This window comes from Micromonospora sp. NPDC002296, from assembly GCF_040296145.1.
GTDB lineage: Bacteria > Actinomycetota > Actinomycetes > Mycobacteriales > Micromonosporaceae > Micromonospora.
Window position 1 is genome coordinate 46,551 of sequence record NZ_JBEOWQ010000030.1, and the last position, 24,026, is coordinate 70,576.

Here is a 24,026-nt window from a genome sequence, read left to right on the forward strand (position 1 = left end):
TGGTCAGGCGGCCAGGTGGGTCAGCACGCCGGAGCTGACCAGGATCACCACGCCGATGGCGACGAAGACGGCCGGGACCAGCCAGTGGCCGGCCCGGCCGACCAGCCGGACCACCGCCGGGTGGCCGCCGAGGCCGGCGGCGACCGCGCACCACAGCCCGACCAGCGCGGCGAACACCACCAGCCAGACCAGTCCGTCGACCGGGTCGAGGGCGCGGAACACCGGCACGTACACGGCGATGTTGTCGGCGCCGTTGGCGATCGTCACCCCGGTCACGCCGAGCAGCCCGCCGACCACGGCCGGCGGCTCGGCGTCGTCGCGCCGGGCCAGCAGGGCGCGCACGCCGAGCGCGATCGGCAGCAGGCCGAGCAGGCCGGTCCACGGGTCGGGCACCACGAGCAGTCCGGCGGCGACCACCACGGCGGCGGCGGCCAGCGCGCCGATGCCCAGGTACTGGCCGCCGACGATGTGCCACGGCCGGGGCCGGCCGGTGCTCCGGGCTGCCACGAAGAGCACGGTCAGCACGATGACGTCGTCGACGTTGGTGGCGGCGAACACCAGCGCCGCGGCGGCCGCGGTCGCGATCAGGTCGGTCACGCCAGGCAGGGTACGGCCGCCGTGCCCGCCCCGGCCGTGCCCACCGCTTTGACGCCCGCGGGGACGCAGTTTGACGCCCGCGGGGACGCAGTCAGCCGTCCGCCACCGTCACCCTATCGGTTAACCGACACTGCATAGCGTGTCGGTTGGCGAATAGTTGATATCTGGCGCATGATCGTTCGAGGCGGTCTAATAGGTGGGACCGTATCCGAACCGCACAGTCTGGGACGTGAGGAATCAGCATGGCAGCCACTGGCACAGCCACCAGCACTGAGAAGGGTCGCCGGATCGTCGGAGCCGAGCGTCAGACGCTCGCCAAGGACCTGGTAAAGCGGTACACCTCGGGGGAGAGCATCCGCGCGCTCGCGGCCTCCACCGGGCGTTCCTACGGGTTCATCCACCGGGTGCTCACCGAGTCCGGCGTCCAGCTGCGTCAGCGCGGCGGCGCCCGGCGTCGCAAGAAGGCGTGACCCGCCCACCGACGTCGTCCACCAGCACCGTCCCCCGGGCCGCCCGGTGACCCCCGGCGCGGTCGGGGTACGACTCGACTGCGACGGGCCGGTCGCGACGGTCACGTTGTGCCGGCCCGACGTGCTCAACGCCCAGACCCCGGCGATGTGGCGCGCGATGAGCGACTTCTCCCGCGACCTGCCCGGTGACGTGCGGATCGTCGTCGTGCGCGGCGAGGGGCGGGCGTTCTCCGCCGGTCTCGACCTGTCGGTGGCCGGTTCCTCCGGCCCGGGCTCCTTCGCCGAGCTGGCCACCCTGCCCGAGCAGGAGTGCGCCGACCGGATCGCGGAGTTCCAGGGGGGCTTCACCTGGCTGTACCGGCCGGACGTGATCTCGGTGGCGGCCGTGCAGGGGCACGCCATCGGCGCCGGCTTCCAGCTCGCGCTCGCCTGCGACCTGCGGGTGCTGGCCACCGACGCCAAGGTCTCCATGGCCGAGGTGACCCTGGGCCTCGTCCCCGACCTGGCCGGCACCAAGCGGCTGGTCGAGCTGGTCGGCTACGCCCGCGCCCTGGAGATCTGCGCCACCGGCCGGCGGATGGACGCCGCCGAGGCCGACCGGCTCGGGCTGGCCACCCTGGTGGTGCCGAACGCCGAGCTGGATGCCGCCGTGCGTGACCTCACCGCCGGTCTGCTCGCCAACGACCGGAACGCCGTGGTGGAGATCAAGGCGCTGCTCGCGGGCGCCGACGGTCGGTCCCACGCCGAGCAGCAGCGGGCCGAGCGGGAGGCCCAGACCCGTCGCCTCCGAGACCTCGCCGGCCGGGGCGAATAGCCGCGCGGGTGGGCCGGAACGGTCTCGCCGGGCGAGGCGAAACGGCCTTGTCGGGTGGGCCGGAACGGTCTCGCCGGGCGGGCCCGGACAGTAAGGACTGTCCGGGAAGAATCGGGTTACGGCCAAGGTTGTCGTAGGCGTCGGGAGAATCGACCTGACGGCACGAGTCCGCCCACGACCCGGAGGTGACGCGCGATGTCCGACGGCGGCATGGGCGGCTGGAACATGATCCGGTCGATGCGCAACCAGGACGAGATCTCCGCCCACCGGCTCAAGCGCGGCACCGCCCGGCGGATCGTCGAGTTCGCCCGGCCCTACCGGCGGGACATGGTCGTCTTCCTGGTCACCGTGGTGATCGCCGCGGTGATCGGCGTCGCCACCCCGGTGCTCGCCGGTGACGTGATCAACGCGATCAGCCGCAGTGGCCCGGACGCCGGGTCGACCGTGGTCCGGCTGGCCCTGGTCATCGCCGCCCTGGCGGTCGCCGACGCGCTCTTCTCGCTGGCCCAGCGGTGGTACTCGGCCCGGATCGGCGAGGGAATCATCCTCGACCTGCGGACCCGGGTCTACGACCACGTCCAGCGGATGCCGCTTCAGTTCTTCACCCGCACCCAGACCGGCGCGTTGGTCAGTCGGCTCAACAACGACGTGATGGGGGCGCAGCGGGCGTTCACCTCCACCCTCTCCGGGGTGGTCAGCAACGTCATCCAGCTGGTGCTCACCGCCGTGGTGATGCTGACCCTCTCCTGGCAGATCACCGTGCTGTCGCTGATCCTGCTGCCGCTCTTCATCATCCCGGCCCGCCGGGTCGGCCGACGGCTGGCCGACATCACCCGCGAGTCGTACGACCTCAACGCCAAGATGAGCGCCACGATGACCGAGCGGTTCGGGGTGGCCGGGGCGCTGCTGGTCAAGCTGTTCGGCTCGCCCGACGTGGAGGCGCGCCGGTTCGCCGGCCGGGCCGAGCGGGTCCGCGACATCGGCATCCAGTCCGCCATGTACTCCCGGACCTTCTTCGTGGCGATGCTGCTGGTCGCCTCGCTGGCCCAGGCGCTCACCTACGGCCTCGGCGGCTGGCTCGCCGTCACCGGCAGTGTCAGCGCCGGCACGGTGGTGACACTGGCGCTGCTGCTCACCCGCCTCTACGGCCCGTTGACCGCGCTGTCCAACGTCCGGGTGGACGTGATGAGCGCGCTGGTCTCCTTCGACCGGGTCTTCGAGGTGCTCGACCTGCGCCCCGGCATCGAGGAGAAGCCGGACGCCGTGGCCGTGCCGCGCGGCAACGGCCGGGTCGAGTTCCACGACGTCCGGTTCCGCTACCCGAGCGCCGCCGAGGTGTCGCTGGCTTCCCTCGAGGAGGTCACCACGCTGGACCGCACCGTCAACGAGCCGGTGCTCAAGGGCGTCTCGTTCGCCGTCGAGCCGGGCCAGATGGTGGCCCTGGTCGGCCCGTCCGGCGCCGGCAAGTCCACCCTGTCCATGCTGATCTCCCGGATCTACGACGTCAGCGACGGCCAGGTGCTGGTCGGCGGGGTCGACGTCCGGGACGCCACGCTCGCCTCGCTGCGCGACGAGATCGGCGTGGTCACCCAGGACTCCCACCTCTTCCACGAGACGATCGCCGAGAACCTGCGTTACGCCAAACCGGGCGCCACCGACGACGAGATCTGGGCGGCCCTCGCGGGGGCACAGGTCGCCGACCTGGTCCGGTCGTTGCCCGACGGGCTGGAGACCACCGTCGGCGAGCGGGGGTACCGCTTCTCCGGCGGCGAGAAGCAGCGCATCGCGATCGCCCGGCTGCTGCTCAAGGCCCCGTCGATCGTGATCCTCGACGAGGCGACCGCGCACCTGGACTCGGAGAGCGAGGCGGCGGTGCAGCGGGCCCTGTCGGTGGCGCTGACCGGGCGTACCGCGTTGGTGATCGCGCACCGGTTCTCCACCGTCCGGGACGCCGACCAGATCCTGGTCCTCGACGAGGGCCGGATCATCGAGCGGGGCCGGCACGAGGAACTGGTCGCCGTCGGCGGGCTCTACGCCGAGCTGTACCGCACCCAGTTCGCGTTGGCCGAGTCGTCCGCGCCGTACGCCGACGCGACCGGGCGGGAGACCGTGATCACCATGCCGATGGCCAACTACGTCGCCGACGAGGCGATGCCCCCGGCCACCGCCAACTGACCGGCCTATCCTGCCGGCCGGGTCAGGCCGGGGCGGCGGTCGCGGCGCGTAGCTCGCCGAAGGCCACGCCCAGCGTCTCCGCCGTGAAGTGGGCGTTCAGCCCGCTCGGGTTGGGCAGTACCCACAGCCGGGCGTCGCCGAGCAGTTCCGGCTGCGGCCCGAAGGCCGCCTTCGGTCGACCGAACCCGATCCGGTACGCGGTCACCCCGACCACCGCCACCCAGGCAGGCCGGTGCCGCCGCACCTTGTCGGCCAGGATCTCCGCCCCGTCGACCAGTTCGGTGGCGGTCAGCTCGTCGGCCCGGGCGCTGGCCCGGGCCACCATGTTGGTGATGCCCAGCCCGTACCCGGGCAGCGCGTCCTGTTCGCTCGGGTGCAACTGCCGGGGCGTGAAGCCGCCCCGGTGCAGGGCCGGCCAGAACCGGTTGCCGGGCCGGGCGAAGTGCCAGCCGGTCGCCGCCGACCAGAGCCCGGGGTTGATCCCGACGAAGAGCACGGCCAGCCCCGGCGCGATGACGTCGGGGATGATCCGGTCCGCCGCGGCGGCCAAATCCTCCCGCGTGGGCCGCCGGCCCCGGTCCGCCCCGCCGTACCTTGCCGGGACCGCTCCGGCGGGCTTCGCCCCGGTCGGCTTCGCTCCGCTTGGCGCCGCCCCGGTCGGCTTCGGTCCGGTCGGCTTCGGTCCGGTCGGTGCCGGGGAGGTCGGCGTCGGCTCCCGGCTGGGCCTGGGCGCGCGGGCGGGCATCAGAGGCCGCGCAGCGCGCCGCCGTCGACCGGGAGGGTGATCCCGGTCAGGTAGCCGGCGGCGGGGGAGAGGACGAACGCGGCGACCCGGCCGAACTCCGCCGGTTCACCGATGCGGCGCAGTGGGATGCCGGCCTCGGCCTCGGCCCGGGCCCGCCCCGGATCCCCGGAGGCGGCGAGCAGCTCCCGGTTCCGGTCGGTCATGATCCGCCCAGGGAGCAGGCCGACGACCCGCACGCCCCGGGGGCCGTACTCGTCGGCCATGTCCTTGGCCACCCCGGCCAGGCCCGGCCGCAGCCCGTTGGAGATGCCCAGCCCGGCCAGTGGGCCGCGCACCGAGCTGGACAGGACCAGCCCGATCGCGCCGCCGTCGGACAGCCCGGCGGCGACCGTCCGGGCGGTGCGGACGGTGCCGAGGAAGACGGTCTCGAAGGACTCGCGCCACTGCGCGTCGGTCGCCCCGGCCGCGGTGCCCGTGGGTGGGCCCCCGACCGACACCAGCGCGCCGTCGAGCCGGCCGAAGTGTTCCCGGGCGGCGGCGACCAGCCGCTCGGGGGTGGCCGGGTCGGCCAGGTCGGCGGCCAGGCCGATGGCCCGCTCCGGGCCGCCGAGCCGCCGCACCGCCTCGGCCACCTGCTCGGGGGCCCGGGCGGAGACGACCACCCGCGCCCCGTCGGCGACGAGACACTCGGCGGTGGCGAAGCCCAGCCCGCGCGAGGCCCCGGTCAGCACGTACACCCGGTCGGTGAGTCCCAGATCCATGGGACCGATCCTGCCGTACGAGGTGGGAGGAGGTCAGCGTCGGGCCGGGCGAAGCAGACGTACCCGCCCGGCGAGCTGCACCGCGACGGCGCCGCCGGTGCGGGCCACGGCCGGCAGCCGGCGGCGGCGCGGCTCGCCCGCGCCGTCGTAACGGCCGGCCGCTTCCCGGGCGGCCAGCTCCTCCGCGCCCAGCGGCGGCAGCTCCCCCCGTTCGCGCAGCTCCCGGGCCAGGTCCCAGCCGTCGCGCAGCGAGCCGTTGGTGGGCCGGCCGGCGGCCCATCCGGCGAACGCCGCCGGCCAGGCCGCGCCGAGGCCGGCGGCGAGCAGTGGCCAGTGCCGGGCCACGTCGCCGGCCCGCTTGCGCAGCAGGGCCCGGCGGGCGGCGTCGACCGGCCCCGGGGCGAACCCGGGCGGCAGCGGCCCGCCCGCGACCAGGGCCGCCACCAGCTCGGCCTGCCGGGCGGCCAGGGTGCCGGGCCGGTGGGACGAGGCGGGGTGACCCCGGTCGTCGCTCACGTCACCACCGGGTACCCGGACGCGGCGGCGATCGCGTCCAGCTCGGCGCGCAGCTCCGGCGCGGGCGGCCAGTGGCCGTCGCGCTCCAGCAACAGCGCAGGTGGGCGGTGCCGGGCGCACAGCGCGCCGACCAGGTCGAGCACGACCGGCGGCACCGGGTCGGTGTGCGTGTCGTGGTAGAAGCCGCCCTGCTCGGCGCCGCCGGCGACGTGCACGTACGCGACCCGGTCCAGCGGCAACCGGTCCAGCAGGGCGAGCGGGTCCGTGCCCCGGTTGCGGGCGTTGGCGTGCACGTTGGCGATGTCCAGCAGCAGCATCGCGCCGGTGGCGTCCAGGATCTCGGTGAGGAAGTCCGCCTCGTCCAGCTCGTCGTCCGGCCAGTCGAACAGCGCCGCGATCGGCTCCAGCGCCAGCGGCACCGGCAGCTCGGCCTGCGCCCTGCGGACGTTTGTCACCACCGCGGCGACGGCCTCCCGGCTGCGCGGCAGCGGCAGCAGGTGGCCGGCCTCCAGCCCGCCGGCCCGGACGAAGGCGATGTGCTCGCTGACCAGCGGCGCCCCGACCAGTTCGGCCACCCGCGCCAGGTGGGCGACCCGGGCCGGGTCGACCGGCTCCGCGCCGCCGAGGGAGAGCCTTACCCCGTGCGGTACGACGGTGACGCCGCGCTCGACCAGCTCGGCGAGCCCGGCCGGCGGCGGCCCCTGCGGAGCGATGGCCTCCGCCACCACCTCGACGAACCGCAGCCCCGGCAGCTCGGCGACGAAGCCGGCGATCTCCGGCCGCCAACCGATGCCGACCCCGGCGGGACCCGGGCTGCCCCCGGCCGCCCCGCCCGCGTCCCGGCCCGCCCGGGCACCCGGGTCGGTCGTGGCGGTTGCCGGACCGGTCATCCGCCGCACCCGCCTCCGCAACCGCCCCCGCCGCCGCAGGAACTGCCACCGCTGCACGAGCTTCCCCCGCCGCTGCACGAGGTGCCGCCGCTGGAGGCGCCACCGGAGGAGAGCGCCTGCCGCTGGATCTCGGCCTGCTCGGCGAAGCCCGGGTCCATCGCCCAGAGCGAGGCGGTGCCGAACAGGGCGACGCCCAGCGCCGCGCCGGCCGCTCCGTAGGTGGCGTAGGCCGGGGCGGACGCGGGGGCGAGGTGCAGGTTGCGCCGGCGCAGCTCGCGCAGGGCCACGTCGGCGGCCCGGGTCCGCCAGGGCACCCGGGCGATCAGCGCGGCGGCGACGGCCAGCGGGATCAGGACGAGGAGCAGGAAGCCGACCGGGTGGTCGTTGGCCAGCCCGGCGACGACCCGGGCAACGCCGAGCAGCACGAGCGAGAGCAGCAGGAACGACCCGCGCCGGGCGGAGAGCCGCTGCGCCTGCGTCAGCGCCAGGCCCTGCCGCTGCAGGCCGTCACGCAGCTGTTCGAGCGCCCGCAGCACCGACCTGTCGCGGCCCAGCTCGCTGGCGTACAGGTTGCGGCCGGCGGCGTAATGGATCGCCCGGTCCAGCGGGGTGGACCCGGGCGGCAGTTGGCCGCCGACCGCCAGCCGCCGGTTGGGTTGGACGCCGACGATCCCGGCGCCGCGCAGGCCGCCGAGCGAGGCCCAGATCGCGAGCTGGTTGCCGCCGTTGAGGAAGGCCGCCTGCTGGGGACCGAGCTGGCTGACGTCGGCGGCCGGGGGGCCGGCGAGGATCCGACGCCGGTGCACGATCGAGCCGACGACGACTACGAGGGCCGCCAGCAGGTAGACCCGGAGGAAGGTAGGACCGGAGATGCCCCAGGTGTCGCCGGGCGCCGCGATGACGGTCATGCTGCTCTCCTGTCGCGCGAGGGAACGCGGCCCCATTGTGGAACAGGCCCGCCACGTCGGGCCTCGGCCGGGGAGCGCAGTTACCGGACCGAGACCGGGCCGGGCGGGTGCCGGTCAGCGGCGACGGACGGCCTCCTCGACCAGGTCGAGCACCGGGCCCAGGTCGCCGGCCGGGCGCCCCATCGCCAGGTGCAGCACCAGGCCGTCGTAGGCGAGTTCGAGGAACTGGGCCAGGACATCGATCGACACGTCCTCGCGGAGCACGCCGGCCTCCCGCTGGCGGACCAGCCGCTCCCGGGTGGCCTCGGCGATGGCGGCGGAGCGCTCGGCCCAGCGCCGGGCGAACGCGGGGTCGGTGCGCAACCGCCGGGACACCTCCAGCTGGCTGCCGAGCCAGCCGGTGGTGTCGGGCGAGACGGCCCGGGCCAGCAGGTCCCGCATCACCTGGACCAGGCCGTTGCGGGCGACCGTCTCCACCATGACCGCCGCGTCGTCCTCGGCCACCGCCAGGAAGAGCGAGTCCTTGTCCCGGAAGTGGTGGAAGATGGCGCCGCGGGAGAGCCCGGTGGCCTCCTCGAGCCGCCGCACCGTGGCGCCCTCGTACCCGTGCCGGGCGAAACACGCCCGGGCCGCGGTGAGGATCTCCTGGCGGCGGGCGTCGAGCTGGTCCTGACTTACTCTGGGCACGACACGATCGTGTCAGGTGCCCGGACGCTCTGCAAACCGTACGTACGGCTTGGAGGCGGTGGCGGGAGGACGACCGCAGCGGCGCCGGGTGCCGGTGGGCCGCACGCGATGATCGACCGCACGCTGCCGGCTACGATCGCCCGGTGATGACGCCCCCCGCCGCCCCCGCCGCGCCGCTGACCGTGGCGGCCGTCCAAGCCGACCCGGTGCCCGGGGACGTCGCCGGCAACGCCGTCACCGCCGCCCGGCTCACCGGCCGGGCCGTTGCCGAGGGCGCGCGGGTGGTGGTGCTGCCGGAGCTGTTCCTGCCCGCGTACCACCCGCCGACGCTGGCCGCCGACCCGGCCGGCACCGACCTCGCGGTCGCCGAGGACGGCACGGTGGACGACGCCCGGCTCGACCCGCTGCGGGCCGCCGCCCGCGACGGCGCCGCGGTCGTGGTGGTCGGCGCGGCGGCCCGGCACCCGGACGGCCGGCGGACCGTCTCCGCCCTGGTCGTCGACCGCGGCGGCGTCGCCTGCGTGGCGTACGACAAGCAGCAGCTCTGGGGCGACGAGCGCGAGCTGTTCCAGCCCGGCGGGCGTGGGGCGACCCTGCTCGTCGACGACTGGCGGTTCGGCCTGGGCATCTGCTACGACGGCTGCTTCCCCGAGCACGGCCGCGCCGCCGCGGCCGACGGCGCGCACGGCTACCTCTGCCCGAGCGGCTATCTCGCCGGCTCCGCGCACCGTAGGGACCTCTACTACGCGGCGCGGGCCCTGGACAACACCATGTTCGTCGTGTTCGCCAACGCCGTCGACGGCGCTGACCCGTGGCGGTTCAACGGCGGCGCGGCGGTCTACGACCCGGAGGGCCGAGCGCTGGCCCGGGGCGCGGACACCGGCGAGGACGTGCTGGTGGCCGTCCTAGACCCGGCGGTGCTCGCGGAGACCCGGGCGGCGCACTCCATGCTGGCCGACCTTCCCGCCGACGCCGGGGCGGCCCGCGCGGTGCTGCGCGGCTGAGCCGACCGAGGTGGCCGCAGGCTTCACCCTGTCGGCCGGCGGCTCCGCTGCCTTAAGGTGCCCGAGTGCCGTTGCTCCTGTTGGATCTGGACAACACCCTGCTCGACCGGGCCGGCCCGTTCCGTGCGTGGGGCGAGCGCTTTCTCGACGGTGTCGGCGCCCCGGCCTCCGACATCGACTGGCTGCTGTCCGTCGACGCCGACGGGCTGAGCGACCGTTGGGACGTCGCGGACGCGATCCGGGACCGGTACGGGCTGCTCATCCCCTCGGTCGACCTGGTCGAGCAGCTGCACGACGGGGTGCTGGCCAACAGCCGGCTGGACCCGCTGGTGGCCTGTGCACTGCGCATCGCCGACGGGGCAGGCTGGATGCCGGTGGTGGTCAGCAACGGTGCCGCGCGCCAGCAGGACGCGATGATCCGCCGAACCGGCCTCGACCGGTACGTCGCCGACTGGGTGATCTCCGAGGAGGCCGGGGTCAGCAAGCCCAACCCGAGGATTTTCGCGCTGGCGGCCCGGCGGGTCCGGATGCCGCTGCGCGGGGCCTGGGTGGTGGGGGACAGCCCGGAGGCGGACATCGGCGGGGCGGCGGCGGTGGGTCTGCCCAGCGTCTGGCTGCACCGGGGCCGTTCCTGGACGGACACCCGCTTCGCCCCGACCTTCACCGTGGACGGCCTGATCGCCGCCGTCGCCACGGTGCTCGCCGCCTGAGTCCTGGTCGACGCCCTGGTGGTGCTGGCCCGGGACGTCCGAGTGGTGGCGGCCTGGTTCGCGGCGCGCGGCCTGCCGGCCGAGCGGACCGACCCGGCCGCCCTGACCGGGTTGCTGCGGCACGAGGCCGGCATCCGCTGAGTCGGCCGTCGGCTCCGGGGACGGGCGGTGCGCCGTCCGTCCCCGGCGTCGGCTACTGCAGGTACCGCTCCACCTCCGGCCTGGGGCGTACCCCCGAGGCGTCCGGGTCGCCGTGGGTCTCGCGCGCGGCCCGTCGCCGGCGCAGCAGGTCCCAGCACTGGTCCAGGGACTCCTCCAGCGCGCGCAGCCGGTCCCGGTCGCCCTCGGTGCCGGACTCGTGGGCCTGCGCCGTCGAACGGAGGCGGTGCTCCTCGTCGACCAGCTCGGAGATCCGGTTCAGGATGGTCTTGTCGTCCATGACCTGAGCCTGGCACAGCGGCCGGGGGCGTGCCCGCTTCTCTCGCGGGCCGGGCCGCCGAAAGCTGTCGCGCGGGCCGGGCGGCTGCGGTACGTTGCCACGCCATGACGCCAACCGTGCGGCCGTTCGCCGACGCCGACGTCTCCGTCGAGGTGCTCCGGGCGGCCCAGCCGCACCTGGTGGCGACCCCCGAGCTGATCCGCCGGCAGGTCGGCGGCGTCCGCGCCGCCGAGCGTTCGGCGCCCTGCTGGCCGAGGTCGACGGCGTGCCGGTCGGGCTGGCGCGCACCGGGCTGTTGCACGGGAGCGCCGAGCCCGGGCTGGGGTTCGTCAACCTGGCGGTGCGGCCGGACCGGCGGGGCCGGGGGGCCGGGTCGGCCCTGCTCGCCGCCGCCGGGCGACGGCTGGCCGGGCTCGGCGTCCGGAGGGCGTACGCGACGGTTGCCGGGCCAGGGCAGCCGGTTCTCCGCCACGCGGTGACGGTCAACGACGCCGGCAACGACGCGATGCTCGGCCTCAACACCTGGCTCGGTTACCGGCCGGTCGCGGACCAGTGGCGCTGCCGGCGGGATCTGCGCTGGTAGGAAGCCCACGTTAGGTCTTTTGTGGACTCGTCAAATTTCGTCCGCGAAAATTTCTCCCCCTGCCTATGGAGAAGTTGACCTGCTCAGTGGCATGCTCGGGCAGACCGTGACTTTGCACAGTCGTCCCGCGACGCTTTGCGATAAGGGGAGCTCAACCAGCCGTGGCAACCCCACACACCGCCCCGACCCGCGCCCGGCGAGCGAGATCCGTTCCACTGTGGCACGTGCTGCCGGGCCTGGCACGCGACCCGGTTCGGGCCCTGCTCGGGTTCGGCGAGCGCGCCGCCGGCGAGGTCGTCCGGCTCAATCTCGGTTCGTTCCGTCCCTATCTGGTTACCGACCCGGCCCATGTGCAGCAGGTGTTGGGCGACCGGGCCGACAACTTCGGCCGCGCCGGTGACGGGCCGTTCTGGGGCCCGCTGCGCCGGTTGTTCGGCGATGGCATCCTCAGCGACGGTCCGGCGTGGTCGGACAGCCGGCGCATCCTCCAGCCCCTGTTCACGGCCAGACGGGTCGAGGCGATGATGGGCGGGATCGCCGAGACGATCGCCGACGCGGTCGCCGAGCTGGACGTACCGGCCCGGGCCGGCAGTCCGGTGGACATCGGGGCCGAACAGGCCCGGATCGTCTGCCGGGCGATGATGAAGGCGTTGTTCGCCGACCGCATCTCGGTCTCCGACGCGCTGCGCGTCATCGAGGCCCAGGACGCGATCGCCACCTCGGTCATTCCCCGGGTGCTGGTGCCGTTCGTCCCGCTCTCGCTGCCCATGCCGGGCGACCGGACCTTCCGTGACGCCGTCCGGCGCATCGACGAGGTGCTGGTGCCCATCGTCCGCTCGGCGCGGGCCACCGCCGCGCACGGCGGCGACGACATCATCTCCACCCTGTGGCGGGGCACCACGGACGACGGGCGGCCACTGGACGAGCGGCAGGTCCGCAACGACACCGTCGCGATGGTCGCGGTGACCACCGAGACGACCATCAACGTGCTGACCTGGCTCTGGCCGCACCTGGAACGCTCGCCCGAGGTCGCCGCCCGGCTCCAGGAGGAGATCGACCAGGTGGTCGGCGGCGACCGGGTCGGCCCGGAACATCTGCCGCAGCTGCGCTACACCCGGATGGTGCTGGACGAGCTGATCCGGCTCTACCCGGTGGCCTGGCTGGCCCCCCGGCAGGTGATCCGGTCGGTCTCCCTCGGCGGTGTGGAGCTGGAGGAGGGGGCGACGCTGCTGGTCAGCCCGCTGATCACCCAGCGGCTGGAGCGGTACTGGGAGCGACCCGAGGTCTTCGACCCGGACCGGTTCGCCCCGGACCGGGTCCGGGCCCGGCACCGGTACGCCTTCTTCCCCTTCGGCGGCGGCCCGCACCAGTGCCTGGGGATGCACCTGTTCTATCTGGAGGCACAACTGATCGTGGCCAACGTGCTGAGCCGCTACCGGCTGCGAGTGCGCAGCTCACGCCTGCCCACCATGCAACTCGCCGCCGCGCTGCGCACCAAGGACCGCGTGGAGCTTGAACTGCGCCCGGCCCACCCCGTGGGCGTCGCATGAACGTCTCCGCCCGCCCCTCGGCGGTGCTGCCCGACCAGCTCTCCGCCGCCGCCGAGCAGGGCCGGATCTGCGCGCTCGCCGCCAAGGGCCAGCGGGACCTGCAACGGCAGGCCGCCCGGTACCCGGACCTCTTCTCCGGCCCGCCCTTCGACGGCGCCCTGTTCAGCAACATCGCCCTGGCCATCGCCTTCGGGGCGCCCTGGTGCACCGCCGAGCAGCTGCGACTGACCAACCGGGCGGTGCTGTGGGGGTTCGCCCTGGACTGGCAGATCGACTACCTGGCGAAGTCCCGGGCGGACGTCGACCGGGTGGTGGCCGGCGCCCTGGCGGTCGCCGACGGCGCCAGCCCGGACGCCGACGACCCGCTCGGCCGCCTGCTCGCCGACCTGCGCGACGAGCTGGCCGGAGTCCCGGCCTTCGCCGAACTGGGCGACGCCTGGCGTGCGGCGGTACGCCGGACGGTCACCGCGATGGCTCGCGAGTGGGACTGGAAGACCGGCCGGGAGCGCGACGGCGCGCCGCTGCCCGGCTTCGCCGAGTACCTCGACAACGCCGACAACCTCGCCTGCACGGTGGTCAACGTCGCACACTGGATCTGGACGGGGGACGCCGAGACGCACCGGAGGCTCGACCGGCTGGTCACGGTCAGCGACGAGGTTCAGCGGGTGCTGCGGCTGGTCAACGACCTGGCCACCTACGAGCGGGACCTCCAGTGGGGGGACCTGAACGCCCTGCTCCTCGTCGCCGACCGCGCCGAGGTGGACCAGCGCATCGTCGAGCTGGTCGAGCGGTGCACCGAGCTGCTCGCCCCGCTGGCCGGCGGCTGCCCGTTGCAGGCGGCGTACCTGTCCCGGCAGATCGGCTTCAGCAGCGGCTTCTACCGGTCGGCCGACTTCTGGGGGGAGCGGTGACGGCAGTCCGGTCGTGGACCCGCCGTGACGGCGGGTCCGGGAGCGCCGCCCACCGGCCCCCGCAGGCCACCGGCGACGGCGCTGACCACCGGCCCCGACAGGACCCGGAGTCCGCGGCCGACGCCCGCGAGCTGGTCTCCGCGATGACTCTCACCTCCTCGGGGCAGTCCTCCGTGTCGGTCTACGAGACCGCCCGCCTGGTCGGCATCGCGCCGTGGCTGACCCACCACGTGGAGCGGATCGCGTACCTGCTGGACGCCCAGCGCCCGGACGGGGCGTGGGGCGGCCCGGAGGGGTACGCCCTGGTGCCGACGCTGAGCGCCACCGAGGCGCTGCTCACCGCCCTGCGTCGCGGCGACGCCGCCTGGCTGCGCAAGGCCCGCGCCGCCGAGCGGCTGACCCGCGCCGTCGACGGCGGCCTGCGCGTCCTGTACGCCCGGCTCACCGGCCCGGTCGTCCCCGAGCTGCCCGACCTGCCGGCCATCGACCTGACCGTCCCGGCGCTGGTCGGCTCGCTCAACGCGCACCTCGACGCGCTGCGTGCCGACCCGCTGCCCGGCCTGACCGACTGGCGCGAGTGCCCGGCGCTGCCGCTGCCGTCGGGGCTGGACTGCGCACGGCTCGACCGGGTCCGCGCGTTGCTCACCGCCGGCCGCCCGCTGCCGGAGAAGCTGCTGCACGCCCTGGAGGTCGGCGGCCCGGCGGCCCACCGCGCCGCCGATGTCGCCCCCGTCGGGCCGGGCACCGTCGGTGCCTCGCCGGCGGCCACCGCGGCCTGGCTCGGCGTGCCCGTCCCCGGGGCCGGGGTACGCGCGGCGGTGTCCTACCTGGAGGACGTGGCCCGTCAGCAGGGCGGGCCGGTGCCCTGCGCCACCCCGATCACCGTGTTCGAGCGGGCCTGGGCGCTGAGCACGATGAGCCGGGCCGGCATCGCGCTGCCGGTCCCGCCCCGGCTGCTGGCCGGCCTGGTGGCGACGGTCGGTCCCGCCGGTACCGCCACCGCCCCCGGCCTGCCCGCCGACGCCGACACCACCGCCGTGACCCTGTACGCGTTGGCCCGGCTCGGCCGCCCGGTCGGCCCGGACAGCCTCTGGGGGTACGACACCGGCGAGCACTTCTGCACCTGGCGGGGGGAGGACGGGGCCTCGGTCACCACCAACGCCCACGTGCTCGACGCGTTCGGCTGGCACCTGGGGCACCGGGCACCGGACGACGCCCGGCTCGTCGAGGTGGTGCGGCGGCTCACCGGTTGGCTCGTCGAGCGGCAGCAGCCCGACGGTCGGTGGTCCGACCGCTGGCACGCCTCGCCGTACTACGCCACGAGCTGCGCGGTGCTCGCCCTGGCCGCCTACGGCCGGGGGGCGGCCGTGGCGGACGCGGTGACCCGGGCGGCCGGGTGGGTGCTGGCTGGGCAGCGTGCCGACGGCTCCTGGGGGCGTTGGGGCGGCACGGTCGAGGAGACCGCGTACGCCGTGCACGCCCTGCACGCCGCCGGGCCGGCCGCGTCGACCGGCGTCGGGGCGGCGCTCGGCCGCGCCCGGTGCTACCTGGCCACCATGGAGGGACGAGACGGGGAACCCGCGCTCTGGCACGACAAGGACCTGTACCGACCCGCCGTGATCGTCCGCGCCGCCGTCGTCGCCGCCCGCCATCTCGTCCGCGCCGGGGCCGGTGACGGCACCGCCGAGGGGCCCGGGAATCGGACGCCCTCGTTGATCAGTGCCGCTTGAGTGATCAATCGGACGCTGCTAGCGTGCGCCCGTGGCCGACGGTGTACCGGCCACGGGCGCTCCGGCATCCCCCTCGAACACCCGGCCAGGACGGTGTGATGCGTTCCCGCAGTACGAATCTCCGTACCAAAGTCGTCGCTCTGCTGGCGTCGCTCGTCGCGCTCTGGGCCTTCGCGGCGTGGGTGACCGTGCGGGACGGGTTCAACCTCCTCGGTGTGCAGACGCTCAACGAGTCGGTGTCCGAGCCGAGCGAGACGCTGGTGCTCCAGTTGCAGCGGGAACGCCGGACATCGCTGGCGTACCTCGGGCGACCGGACGATGCGCGGCGGGAGACGCTGGGCGCGGAGCGGCGGCGCACCGACGAGCTGGCGGCGGCGTTCCGCGAGTCGTCCGGCGAATGGCTCGCCACCGTGGCCGCCAGCGACACCCTGGAACAGCGGCTCGACGTGGCCTACGGGCAGTTGTCCCGGCTGGGGCAGGCCCGCTCCGAGGTGGACGCCCGTAGCGCGGACCGCGCGTCCACCTTCACCGCGTACGGCAGTGTGGTGCGGTCCATCTTCGACGTCTACACGGCCCTCGGCCTGCTCGACGACGAACAGGTCGCCGAGGACACCACCGCGCTGATCGAGCTCAACCGCGCCCGCGAGCTGCTCTCCCAGGAGGACGCCCTGCTCACCGGGGCGCTCGCGGCGGGCCGGGTGACCGACGCCGAGCGGGCCCAGGTCGCCCAGATCATCGGCGCGCAGCGGTTCGCCGCCGACCTCGCGGTGAGCCGGCTGCCGGCCGCCGACCGTCAGCGCTACGACGCCATGGTCGGGGGTTCGGCGTTCGAGAAGCTGCGCGCCCTGGAGGACGGCATCCTCCAGGGCCGGGGCAGCGATCCCCGACTGGGGTTCGAGGCCCCCGAGTGGGACGAGGCCGTGGCGCCGGCGCTGGCCCGGTGGGGCGAGGTGGTGCTCGCGGGCGGCGACGACGTCGTGGAGCGGGCCGTCCCGGTCGCCGTCATGGTGGTCATCCGGCTGGTGCTCGCCACCGGCCTGGGCCTGCTCGCCGTCGTGGCGTCCATCATCGTGTCGATCACCACCGCCCGGGCGCTGCTGCGGCAGCTGGAGCGGCTGCGCGACGCGGCCTTCACGCTCGCCAACGACCAGCTGCCCAGCGTGGTCGAGCGGCTGGGCCACGGCGAGGAGGTGGACGTCGCCAAGGAGGCGCCTCCGTTGGAGTTCGGCGACGACGAGGTCGGGCAGGTGGGCAAGGCGTTCAACGCGGTCCAGGAGACCGCGCTGCGCACCGCCGTCGAGCAGGCCGAGCTGCGCCGCAACGTCCGCGAGGTCTTCCTCAGCCTGGCCCGGCGCACCCAGGCCCTGGTGCACCGCCAGCTCACCCTGCTCGACGCGATGGAACGGCGCGAGCACGACGCCGAGGAGCTGGAGGACCTGTTCCGGGTCGACCACCTCGCCACCCGGATGCGGCGTAACGCCGAGAACCTGATCGTGCTCTCCGGCTCCACCCCGGGCCGGGCCTGGCGACGCAACGTCCCGATGGTCGACGTGGTGCGCGGCGCGGTCGCCGAGGTGGAGGACTACACCCGGGTCAACGTGCTGCCGCTGGGGGCGGTGTCGCTGACCGGCCGGGCCGTCGGCGACGTCATCCACCTGCTGGCCGAGCTGATCGAGAACGGCCTGTCCTTCTCGCCCCCGCACACCACCGTCGAGGTGCGCGGCCAGATGGTGGCCAACGGCTTCGTCCTGGAGATCGAGGACCGGGGCCTCGGGATGAGCGACGACGACCTCGCAGCCGCGAACGACCGGATCGTGGACCGGTCCGAGCTGAACCTGGCCAACGCCGCCCGGCTCGGGCTGTACGTGGTCAGCAGGCTCACCGAGCGGCACGGCGTCCGGGTGCAGCTCAAGGAGTCGGCGTACGGCGGCACCACCGCGGTCGTGCTGATCCCGCCGGACATGGTCGCCGACCCGAACGGCGACGCCGCCGCTACGGAGCGTCCCGGTCTGCCGGGGACCTCCGCGCCGGTCGCGGTGGCCCCGCCGGCCGCCCGCCCGGCCGCGCCCGTCGCGGTGGCGGAGCCCGTGACGGCCCCGGTCGCGCCGCCGGCCCCGGAGCCCGCCGGAACCGGCGGCGGACCGGCCCTGCCCACCCGCGCGCGCCCGCGCACGGCTGCGGCCACCCCGGCCGGGGAGGGCGCCGGGCTGCCGGTACGCCCGCGCCGTCCGGCCGGGCAGTCGGCGTTGGACGCGCCGACCGTGACGGGCGGGTTCCCGATGACCGCGCCCCGGTCGGCCTCGGACGAGGCCGGCCCGCCGGCCCCGGACAGCCCGCACGCCCCGGACGCGTCGGCCGGGCTGACCCCGGCGGCGTCGCCGGCACAGCGGACCGGCTCCGGGCTGCCGGTGCGGGTCCGGCAGGCGAACATCGTGCCCGAGCTGCGGGAGGATCCGTCCGCGCAGCCGGTGGACGACGACGAGGACACGATCCGGCCGCCGGAGCAGGTCCGCCGGATGATGAGCTCCTACCAGACCGGCACCCTCCGCGGCCGCACCGACGCGGCCCGGCTGCTCGACGGTGCCGGCGGGACCGATGGGACGGAACCCGCCGACGGCGACGCCGGTGGGCGCGAGGCCACCTGAGGGGCGGCGCGGCGAACCCGCGCCCTTGGCGGGACGGCAGGTCCCAGACGACAACGGCGACACCAGCCGGGAAGAAGAGGACGACGAGTGGGGCAGAAGACGGCATCGAGTGCCGACCTGACGTGGTTGCTGGATGATCTGGTCGGCAGGGTGAAGCAGGCCGAACACGCTGTCGCGCTCTCCACAGACGGCCTGCTGATGGCGTCGTCGCGGGAGTTGGGCCGGGACGACGGCGAGCACCTCGCGGCGATGGCGGCCGGGATCCAGAGCCTGGCCCGGGGCGCGGGGAAGCGGTTCGGTGGCGGGCAGGTCCAGCAGACCATCATCGAGATGCAGTCGTCGTTCCTCTTCGTCACAGCCGCCGGCCGCAACGCCTGCCTCGCGGTGCTGGCCTCCGAGGACGCCGACGTCGGCCTCATCGCGTACGAGATGGCCATGCTGGTCACCCGGGTGGGCAAGTACGTGGCCTCCCCGACCCGGCTGCCCGAGCCGCCGGTCGGCGAGAAGTAGCCGCGATGACGGCCCCAGGGGAGTCCACGGAGGAACAGTGGGTCGACGACCACGCAGGCCCGGTGGTCCGCCCGTACGCGGTGACGCGTGGCCGGGCCCGGCCGGTCACCGGCACGTTCGACCTGATCTCCCTGGTGACGGCCACCCGCGTGGAGGCGTCACCGGAGGTCGGGCTGGGCCCCGAGCACCTGGCCATCGTCGCGCTCTGCCAGCGGATCCAGTCCGTCGCCGAGGTCGCCGCCCACCTGGACCTGCCGGTGGGCACCATCCGGGTCCTGCTCGGCGACCTGGTGGCCCGTGACCTGGTCGAGGTGCGCGAGCCCCGGGTCACCGCGGGCCTTCCCGACGACAGCATTTTCGAGGCGGTTATCAATGGACTACGGGCACTCTGAGCGGCCGGCGGGAGCCGTGCCGCTGCCCACCGCGATCAAGATCCTGATCGCGGGCGGTTTCGGCGTCGGCAAGACCACCATGGTCGGCGCGGTGAGCGAGACTCGGCCGCTGCGGACCGAGGAGGTGCTGACCGAGACCGGGGTCGGGATCGACGATCTGTCGGGCGTGGAAGGCAAGACCACCACCACGGTGGCGATGGACTTCGGCCGGATCACCATCAGCGACGACCTGGTCCTCTACCTGTTCGGCACGCCCGGTCAGGACCGCTTCTGGTTCGTCTGGGACGAGTTGGCGCTCGGCGCGCTCGGCGCGGTGGTGCTCGCCGACACCCGGCGGCTGGCCGACTGCTTCCCCTCGATCGATTACTTCGAGGGGCGCGGCACCCCGTTCGTGGTGGCGGTCAACTGCTTCGAGGGGGCCCGCCAGTACCGGCTGGACGAGGTGCAGGCCGCGCTCAACCTCGACCCGGGGGTGCCGGTGCTGCTCTGTGACGCCCGGCAGCGGGAGTCGAGCAAGGAGGTGCTCATCACGCTGATGGAGCACGCCATGAAGACCCGCGACGCCCGCCGCGCCGCGTCGGCCGAGTAGCCCGGCTCCGGCCGGCGCGGGTCGCCGGACAGCCGCTCCGTTCCACGACGAGGGGCCCCTGCCGCGGCAGGGGCCCCTCGTCGTGCGGGTACGGGTCAGTTGGCGATCATGCGGCGCAGGACGTACTGCAGGATGCCACCGTGGCGGTAGTAGTCCGCCTCACCGGGAGTGTCGATCCGGAGCACGGCGTCGAACTCGACGCCGGTGTCGGTGGTGACCTTCACGGTGCGCGGGGTCTCGCCGTCGTTCAGCGCGGTCACGCCGGTGATCGAGAAGGTCTCGGCACCGGTGAGGCCGAGCGATTCGGCGGTGCAGTCGACCGGGAACTGCAACGGCAGGACGCCCATGCCGATCAGGTTCGAGCGGTGGATCCGCTCGTACGACTCGGCGATGACCGCCCGTACGCCGAGCAGCATGGTGCCCTTGGCCGCCCAGTCCCGCGACGAGCCGGAGCCGTACTCCTTGCCGGCCAGGATGACCAGCGGCACGCCCGCCTCCTGGTAGGCGGTGGAGGCGTCGTAGATCGAGGTCTGCTCGCCGGTCAGGTGGTTGACCGTGAAGCCGCCCTCCACACCCGGGACGAGCTGGTTGCGCAGCCGGATGTTGGCGAACGTGCCCCGGATCATCACCTCGTGGTTGCCCCGGCGCGAGCCGTACGAGTTGAACTCGTGACGCGGCACGCCGTGCTCGGCGAGGTACGCCCCGGCGGGGGAGTCGGCCTTGATCGAGCCGGCCGGGGAGATGTGGTCGGTGGTCACCGAGTCGCCCAGCTTGGCCAGCACCCGGGCGTCGGCGATGTCGACGACCGCCTTCGGCTTCCGCTCCATGCCCTCGAAGTACGGGGGCTTGCGGACGTAGGTGCTCTCGCCCTCCCAGGCGAAGGTGTCGCCGGTCGGGGTCGGCAGCGACTGCCACCGCTCGTCACCGGCGAACACGTCCGCGTACGCCGCGCTGAACCCGGTCGCGCCGATCGCCTGGGCGATGACGTCCTGGATCTCGGCGCTGTTCGGCCAGATGTCGCGCAGGAAGACCGGGTCGCCCTGGCTGTCCTCGCCGATCGGCTCGTTGGCCAGGTCGATGTCCATGGTGCCGGCGAGCGCGTACGCGACCACCAGCGGCGGGGACGCCAGGTAGTTCATCTTGACGTCCGGGTTGATCCGGCCCTCGAAGTTCCGGTTGCCCGACAGCACCGAGACGACGGCGAGGTCGGCCTCGTTGACGGCGGCGGAGACCTCCTCCGGCAGCGGGCCGGAGTTGCCGATGCAGGTGGTGCAGCCGTAGCCGACCAGGTTGAAGCCGAGCTTCTCCAGGTACGGCGTGAGGCCGGCGCGGTCGTAGTAGTCCATGACGACCTTGGAGCCCGGCGCCAGCGTGGTCTTCACCCACGGCTTGCGGGACAGGCCCTTGTCGACCGCGTTGCGGGCCAGCAGCGCCGCGCCGATCATTACCTGCGGGTTCGAGGTGTTGGTGCAGGAGGTGATCGCGGCGATCACCACGGCACCGTGGTCCAGCTCGTAGGAGACGCCGTCGGGGCTGGTGACCCGGATCGGGTTGCTGGCCCGGCCGCCCGAGCCCACGGCGGCGGTCTCCAGGTCACGCGGCTCGTCGGCCGGGTCGCTGAACTCGTTGGCCGGCGGGTCGCTGGCCGGGAACGACTCGGCGCTGGCCTCGTCGGCCGGGCCGTTGGCGCCCCGGGGGAGCTGCTCGCGGGCGACGCCCGGATTGAGGTCCCGCTCGCCGGCGGAGTCGTCGGCCACGTAGTCGGTCAGCGCGGAGCGGAACAGGGTCTTGGCGCTGCCCAGCGGCACCCGGTCCTGCGGGCGCTTCGGGCCGGCCAGGGACGGCTCGATGGTGCCCAGGTCGAGTTCCAGCCGCTCGGAGTACTCCGGCTCGGCGGCCGGGTCGTGCCAGAGGCCCTGCTCCTTGGCGTACGCCTCGACGAGCGCGACCTGCTGCGGGTCCCGGCCGGTCAGCTCCAGGTAGCGGATCGTCTCGGCGTCGATCGGGAAGATCGCCACGGTGGAGCCGTACTCCGGGGACATGTTGCCGATGGTGGCCCGGTTGGCCAGCGGCACCGCGCTGACGCCGGGGCCGTAGAACTCGACGAACTTGCCGACCACGCCGTGCTTGCGCAGCATCTCGGTGATGGTGAGCACCAGGTCGGTGGCGGTGGTGCCGGCCGGCATCTCGCCGTGCAGCTTGAAGCCGACGACCCGGGGGATCAGCATGCTGACCGGCTGGCCGAGCATCGCGGCCTCGGCCTCGATGCCGCCGACGCCCCAGCCCAGCACGCCCAGGCCGTTGACCATGGTGGTGTGCGAGTCGGTGCCGACCACGGTGTCCGGGTACGCCTGGCCGTTGCGCTCCATGATCGTACGGGCCAGGTACTCGATGTTGACCTGGTGCACGATGCCGGTGCCCGGCGGGACGACCTTGAACTCGTTGAACGCGCTCTGGCCCCAGCGCAGGAACTGGTAGCGCTCCTTGTTGCGCTCGTACTCCAGCTCGACGTTGCGCTCGAAGGCGTCCGCGCGGCCGAACAGGTCGGCGATGACCGAGTGGTCGATGACCAGCTCGGCCGGGGCGAGCGGGTTGACCTTGGTGGCGTCGCCGCCGAGGTCGCGGACCGCCTCGCGCATGGTGGCCAGGTCGACCACGCAGGGCACGCCGGTGAAGTCCTGCATGAGCACCCGCGCCGGGGTGAACTGGATCTCCACGCTCGGGTCGGCCGCCGAGTCCCAGGCGCCGAGCTGGCGGATGTGGTCGGCGGTGATGTTCGCACCGTCCTCGGTCCGCAGCAGGTTCTCCAGCAGGATCTTCAGGCTGTAGGGGAGCCGCTCCTGCCCCTCCACCTTACTGATCTTGAAAATCTCGTAGCTCGCGTCTCCGACGCGTAGCTGGGTCTTCGCACCGAAGGTGTCGAGGCTCGCCACGTCGTACTCCTTCACACCAGCGACCGTGAGTAGTCCTGAGCAGTCTTTCGCACCGTCCGGGACGACGCCCCGGTTAGGTGACACTTACCGCGATTCCCGCTTCCTACAAAACCGTACGTCCGTCTTGCTATCGACGCAACCTCGTGCCAGGCTCCGGGACGAGGAGGTGTCACCATGATCCATCACGTTCTGCTCGCCTGCCCACCCGGCTCCGGGGCCGCCTCCCGGGCGTTCCACGGCGGGCTGCTCGGCATGGCCGAGAAGCCCGAACCCCCGGCCCTCGCCCGCCGCCCACGGTAACCGCCTGGAGTTCGTCACCCCGCTCTGACCGGCCGCCGGGCCGCCCGAGTGGGTGGTGCCGGCGGGGAGGGGCCGCGGTGTCCCGGTGCCGCGGGTAGGGTTCGAGGCCCGGACCTGAGAGGGGGGGCCTTGATCGATGTGTCGCACTGGCTGTCCGCGCTGCCCCCGGTCGCGGTCTACCTGATCGTCGCCGGGGTGATCGGCGTGGAGAGCATGGGGGTCCCGCTGCCCGGCGAGATCGTCCTGGTCAGCTCCGCCCTGCTCGCGGCCACCGGCGTGGTCGAGCCGGAGTGGGTGGCGATCGCCGCGGCCTTCGGTGCCATCGCGGGCGACTCGATCGGGTACGCGGTGGGCCGCCGGGGCGGCCGTCCGCTGCTGGCCCGGCTGGGCCGGCGCTTTCCCAAACACCTCGGCCCCGCACATCTCGCCCGCGCCGAGCAGAGCTTCGCCCGGCACGGGGTCTGGGCGGTCTTCTTCGGCCGGTTCGTGGCGCTGCTGCGGATCCTCGCCGGCCCCCTGGCCGGTGCGCTGCACGTGCCCTACCGCCGGTTCCTGCTGGCCAACGCGGCCGGCGGCCTGGTCTGGGCCTTCGGCACCACCTACCTGCTGTACAGCGTAGGCCGGGCCGCCGAGCACTGGCTCAAGGACATCTCCTGGGCCGGGCTGGTCCTCGCGGTGCTCGCCGGCCTGGGCAGCACCTGGTGGCTGCGGCGGCGGGCCCAGCGGCTGGAGCCGGTGGGGCCGGTCGACGCGGACGACGACGCCGAGCCGGTCAGCGCGGGCACCGACCGCTGACCCCCTCGTACGACGACAAGGGCCGGCTCCCCGGAGTGGGGGCCGGCCCTTGTGATCGTGGGGTCAGGAGGTGGCGTAACCGCGGGTGGCGATCCAGTCGGCGAGGTTGTCGACGGTGATCTCGTAGCTGGCCTGGGTGGGGTTGGCCGAGTCGGCGATCCTCACGATGTGGCCGTTGTCGCGGTAGCCGACGGCGCTGATGTAGTGGCCGCCCTCGAAGGAGTGGACGCCGCCGTCGACGTCGGACGTGGTGCCGGCGATGTTGGCGACCACCGCACGGCCGTTGTCGACGGTGCGGACGACGTCGGCGCGCAGCTTGTCGGTCTGGCCGTCGTCGGCCTTGCCGCTGGTGATCTCGACGCTGCGGTACGC

25 protein-coding genes and 1 pseudogene are annotated in these 24,026 nt (G+C 74.1%); 16 read left to right on the forward strand and 10 right to left on the reverse strand.

Annotated features, from left to right (window positions below):
- Nucleotides 1-3: 3 nt before the first annotated feature.
- Nucleotides 4-597, reverse strand: coding sequence for a cadmium resistance transporter (locus ABT023_RS21355; RefSeq protein WP_350888138.1), 594 nt, complete (start codon nt 595-597; stop codon nt 4-6).
- Nucleotides 598-839: 242 nt separating this feature from the next.
- Here ABT023_RS21355 and ABT023_RS21360 point away from each other — a divergent pair, with 242 nt between their 5' ends.
- The 3 genes from ABT023_RS21360 to ABT023_RS21370 all read left to right on the forward strand — a co-directional run bounded on the left by ABT023_RS21360 (nt 840) and on the right by ABT023_RS21370 (nt 4,056).
- Entirely contained in the window at nt 840-1,067 is a 228-nt protein-coding gene (locus ABT023_RS21360; protein ID WP_007462679.1) for a helix-turn-helix domain-containing protein, read from the forward strand.
- Nucleotides 1,068-1,113: 46 nt separating this feature from the next.
- Nucleotides 1,114-1,881 (forward strand): enoyl-CoA hydratase/isomerase family protein, encoded by a 768-nt coding sequence (locus ABT023_RS21365; protein ID WP_350888139.1) that lies wholly within the window; start codon nt 1,114-1,116, stop codon nt 1,879-1,881.
- Between the two features lie 195 nt (nt 1,882-2,076).
- Nucleotides 2,077-4,056: an ABC transporter ATP-binding protein gene (locus tag ABT023_RS21370; protein WP_350888140.1), complete on the forward strand. Its 1,980-nt coding sequence runs from the start codon at nt 2,077-2,079 to the stop codon at nt 4,054-4,056.
- Nucleotides 4,057-4,078: 22 nt separating this feature from the next.
- Here the strand turns inward: ABT023_RS21370 and mug are convergent, their stop codons facing one another.
- The 6 genes from mug to ABT023_RS21400 all read right to left on the reverse strand — a co-directional run bounded on the left by mug (nt 4,079) and on the right by ABT023_RS21400 (nt 8,563).
- Nucleotides 4,079-4,801 (reverse strand): G/U mismatch-specific DNA glycosylase, encoded by a 723-nt coding sequence (mug, locus tag ABT023_RS21375; protein ID WP_350888141.1) that lies wholly within the window; start codon nt 4,799-4,801, stop codon nt 4,079-4,081.
- The gene (locus ABT023_RS21380; protein ID WP_350888142.1) at nt 4,801-5,562 is read right to left on the reverse strand and encodes an SDR family oxidoreductase; all 762 of its coding nucleotides are present in this window, start codon (nt 5,560-5,562) and stop codon (nt 4,801-4,803) included. Before ABT023_RS21380 ends, mug begins: the two co-directional genes overlap by 1 nt.
- A gap of 33 nt (nt 5,563-5,595) precedes the next feature.
- On the reverse strand, nt 5,596-6,078 hold the full coding sequence (locus tag ABT023_RS21385; protein WP_350888143.1) for an SCO6045 C-terminal-like domain-containing protein: 483 nt from the start codon (nt 6,076-6,078) through the stop codon (nt 5,596-5,598).
- On the reverse strand, nt 6,075-6,968 hold the full coding sequence (locus ABT023_RS21390; RefSeq protein ID WP_350888144.1) for an MbnB/TglH/ChrH family RiPP precursor modification enzyme: 894 nt from the start codon (nt 6,966-6,968) through the stop codon (nt 6,075-6,077). The genes ABT023_RS21385 and ABT023_RS21390 overlap by 4 nt, the downstream gene beginning before the upstream one ends.
- On the reverse strand, nt 6,965-7,876 hold the full coding sequence (locus ABT023_RS21395) for a TIGR04222 domain-containing membrane protein (protein WP_350888145.1): 912 nt from the start codon (nt 7,874-7,876) through the stop codon (nt 6,965-6,967). Before ABT023_RS21395 ends, ABT023_RS21390 begins: the two co-directional genes overlap by 4 nt.
- A 114-nt stretch (nt 7,877-7,990) precedes the next feature.
- Nucleotides 7,991-8,563, reverse strand: coding sequence for a TetR/AcrR family transcriptional regulator (locus tag ABT023_RS21400; RefSeq protein ID WP_350888146.1), 573 nt, complete (start codon nt 8,561-8,563; stop codon nt 7,991-7,993).
- A 146-nt stretch (nt 8,564-8,709) separates the two neighbouring features.
- Between ABT023_RS21400 and ABT023_RS21405 the strand changes: the two genes are divergently transcribed.
- The 3 genes and pseudogenes from ABT023_RS21405 to ABT023_RS21415 form a co-directional block, all read left to right on the forward strand.
- Entirely contained in the window at nt 8,710-9,567 is an 858-nt protein-coding gene (locus tag ABT023_RS21405) for a carbon-nitrogen hydrolase family protein (RefSeq protein WP_350888160.1), read from the forward strand.
- A 65-nt stretch (nt 9,568-9,632) separates the two neighbouring features.
- Complete coding sequence (locus ABT023_RS21410; RefSeq protein WP_350888147.1) at nt 9,633-10,277, forward strand: HAD family hydrolase; 645 nt, start codon at nt 9,633-9,635, stop codon at nt 10,275-10,277.
- A gap of 24 nt (nt 10,278-10,301) precedes the next feature.
- A pseudogene (locus ABT023_RS21415) lies at nt 10,302-10,418 on the forward strand (RIO-like kinase); the annotation flags it as partial.
- A 52-nt stretch (nt 10,419-10,470) separates the two neighbouring features.
- On the opposite strand, the gene ABT023_RS21420 reads toward ABT023_RS21415, so the two are convergent.
- Entirely contained in the window at nt 10,471-10,716 is a 246-nt protein-coding gene (locus ABT023_RS21420) for a DUF2630 family protein (RefSeq protein ID WP_350888148.1), read from the reverse strand.
- 94 nt (nt 10,717-10,810) lie between these two features.
- Here ABT023_RS21420 and ABT023_RS21425 point away from each other — a divergent pair, with 94 nt between their 5' ends.
- The 8 genes from ABT023_RS21425 (at nt 10,811) to ABT023_RS21460 (ending at nt 19,626) form a co-directional block, all read left to right on the forward strand.
- Nucleotides 10,811-11,299, forward strand: coding sequence for a GNAT family N-acetyltransferase (locus ABT023_RS21425; protein WP_350888149.1), 489 nt, complete (start codon nt 10,811-10,813; stop codon nt 11,297-11,299).
- Nucleotides 11,300-11,523: 224 nt separating this feature from the next.
- Nucleotides 11,524-12,849 carry a cytochrome P450 gene (locus ABT023_RS21430; RefSeq protein ID WP_350888150.1) on the forward strand — a complete coding sequence of 442 codons (1,326 nt, stop codon included), beginning with the start codon at nt 11,524-11,526 and terminating at the stop codon, nt 12,847-12,849.
- Nucleotides 12,846-13,760 (forward strand): terpene synthase family protein, encoded by a 915-nt coding sequence (locus ABT023_RS21435; RefSeq protein WP_350888151.1) that lies wholly within the window; start codon nt 12,846-12,848, stop codon nt 13,758-13,760. The genes ABT023_RS21430 and ABT023_RS21435 overlap by 4 nt, the downstream gene beginning before the upstream one ends.
- Complete coding sequence (locus tag ABT023_RS21440) at nt 13,757-15,490, forward strand: prenyltransferase/squalene oxidase repeat-containing protein (RefSeq protein WP_350888152.1); 1,734 nt, start codon at nt 13,757-13,759, stop codon at nt 15,488-15,490. The genes ABT023_RS21435 and ABT023_RS21440 overlap by 4 nt, the downstream gene beginning before the upstream one ends.
- 98 nt (nt 15,491-15,588) lie before the next feature.
- Nucleotides 15,589-18,135: a sensor histidine kinase gene (locus tag ABT023_RS21445; protein ID WP_350888153.1), complete on the forward strand. Its 2,547-nt coding sequence runs from the start codon at nt 15,589-15,591 to the stop codon at nt 18,133-18,135.
- An 87-nt stretch (nt 18,136-18,222) separates the two neighbouring features.
- Nucleotides 18,223-18,645: a roadblock/LC7 domain-containing protein gene (locus ABT023_RS21450; protein WP_350888154.1), complete on the forward strand. Its 423-nt coding sequence runs from the start codon at nt 18,223-18,225 to the stop codon at nt 18,643-18,645.
- 5 nt (nt 18,646-18,650) lie between these two features.
- Nucleotides 18,651-19,037, forward strand: coding sequence for a DUF742 domain-containing protein (locus ABT023_RS21455; RefSeq protein WP_161689993.1), 387 nt, complete (start codon nt 18,651-18,653; stop codon nt 19,035-19,037).
- The gene (locus ABT023_RS21460) at nt 19,018-19,626 is read left to right on the forward strand and encodes a GTP-binding protein (protein WP_350888155.1); all 609 of its coding nucleotides are present in this window, start codon (nt 19,018-19,020) and stop codon (nt 19,624-19,626) included. The genes ABT023_RS21455 and ABT023_RS21460 overlap by 20 nt, the downstream gene beginning before the upstream one ends.
- Before the next feature lie 95 nt (nt 19,627-19,721).
- Here the strand turns inward: ABT023_RS21460 and ABT023_RS21465 are convergent, their stop codons facing one another.
- Complete coding sequence (locus ABT023_RS21465) at nt 19,722-22,574, reverse strand: aconitate hydratase (protein ID WP_350888156.1); 2,853 nt, start codon at nt 22,572-22,574, stop codon at nt 19,722-19,724.
- A gap of 159 nt (nt 22,575-22,733) precedes the next feature.
- On the opposite strand from ABT023_RS21465, the gene ABT023_RS21470 reads away from it, so the two are divergent.
- Nucleotides 22,734-22,859, forward strand: coding sequence for a VOC family protein (locus tag ABT023_RS21470; RefSeq protein ID WP_350888157.1), 126 nt, complete (start codon nt 22,734-22,736; stop codon nt 22,857-22,859).
- A 138-nt stretch (nt 22,860-22,997) separates the two neighbouring features.
- Nucleotides 22,998-23,654: a DedA family protein gene (locus ABT023_RS21475; RefSeq protein ID WP_350888161.1), complete on the forward strand. Its 657-nt coding sequence runs from the start codon at nt 22,998-23,000 to the stop codon at nt 23,652-23,654.
- A 63-nt stretch (nt 23,655-23,717) separates the two neighbouring features.
- Here the strand turns inward: ABT023_RS21475 and ABT023_RS21480 are convergent.
- A partial coding sequence (locus tag ABT023_RS21480; RefSeq protein WP_350888158.1) for a C39 family peptidase occupies nt 23,718-24,026 on the reverse strand: 309 nt, incomplete at its 5' end.

Excerpts from the sequence above, each read along its gene's own strand:
- ABT023_RS21360 (WP_007462679.1), top strand. The coding sequence starts at position 840 with ATGGCAGCCACTGGCACAGCCACCAGCACTGAGAAGGGTCGCCGGATC.
- ABT023_RS21370 (WP_350888140.1), top strand. The coding sequence starts at position 2,077 with ATGTCCGACGGCGGCATGGGCGGCTGGAACATGATCCGGTCGATGCGC.
- mug (WP_350888141.1), bottom strand. The coding sequence starts at position 4,801 with ATGCCCGCCCGCGCGCCCAGGCCCAGCCGGGAGCCGACGCCGACCTCC.
- ABT023_RS21380 (WP_350888142.1), bottom strand. The coding sequence starts at position 5,562 with ATGGATCTGGGACTCACCGACCGGGTGTACGTGCTGACCGGGGCCTCG.
- ABT023_RS21390 (WP_350888144.1), bottom strand. The coding sequence starts at position 6,968 with ATGACCGGTCCGGCAACCGCCACGACCGACCCGGGTGCCCGGGCGGGC.
- ABT023_RS21395 (WP_350888145.1), bottom strand. The coding sequence starts at position 7,876 with ATGACCGTCATCGCGGCGCCCGGCGACACCTGGGGCATCTCCGGTCCT.
- ABT023_RS21405 (WP_350888160.1), top strand. The coding sequence starts at position 8,710 with ATGACGCCCCCCGCCGCCCCCGCCGCGCCGCTGACCGTGGCGGCCGTC.
- ABT023_RS21420 (WP_350888148.1), bottom strand. The coding sequence starts at position 10,716 with ATGGACGACAAGACCATCCTGAACCGGATCTCCGAGCTGGTCGACGAG.
- ABT023_RS21435 (WP_350888151.1), top strand. The coding sequence starts at position 12,846 with ATGAACGTCTCCGCCCGCCCCTCGGCGGTGCTGCCCGACCAGCTCTCC.
- ABT023_RS21445 (WP_350888153.1), top strand. The coding sequence starts at position 15,589 with ATGCGTTCCCGCAGTACGAATCTCCGTACCAAAGTCGTCGCTCTGCTG.
- ABT023_RS21455 (WP_161689993.1), top strand. The coding sequence starts at position 18,651 with ATGACGGCCCCAGGGGAGTCCACGGAGGAACAGTGGGTCGACGACCAC.
- ABT023_RS21460 (WP_350888155.1), top strand. The coding sequence starts at position 19,018 with ATGGACTACGGGCACTCTGAGCGGCCGGCGGGAGCCGTGCCGCTGCCC.
- ABT023_RS21470 (WP_350888157.1), top strand. The coding sequence starts at position 22,734 with ATGATCCATCACGTTCTGCTCGCCTGCCCACCCGGCTCCGGGGCCGCC.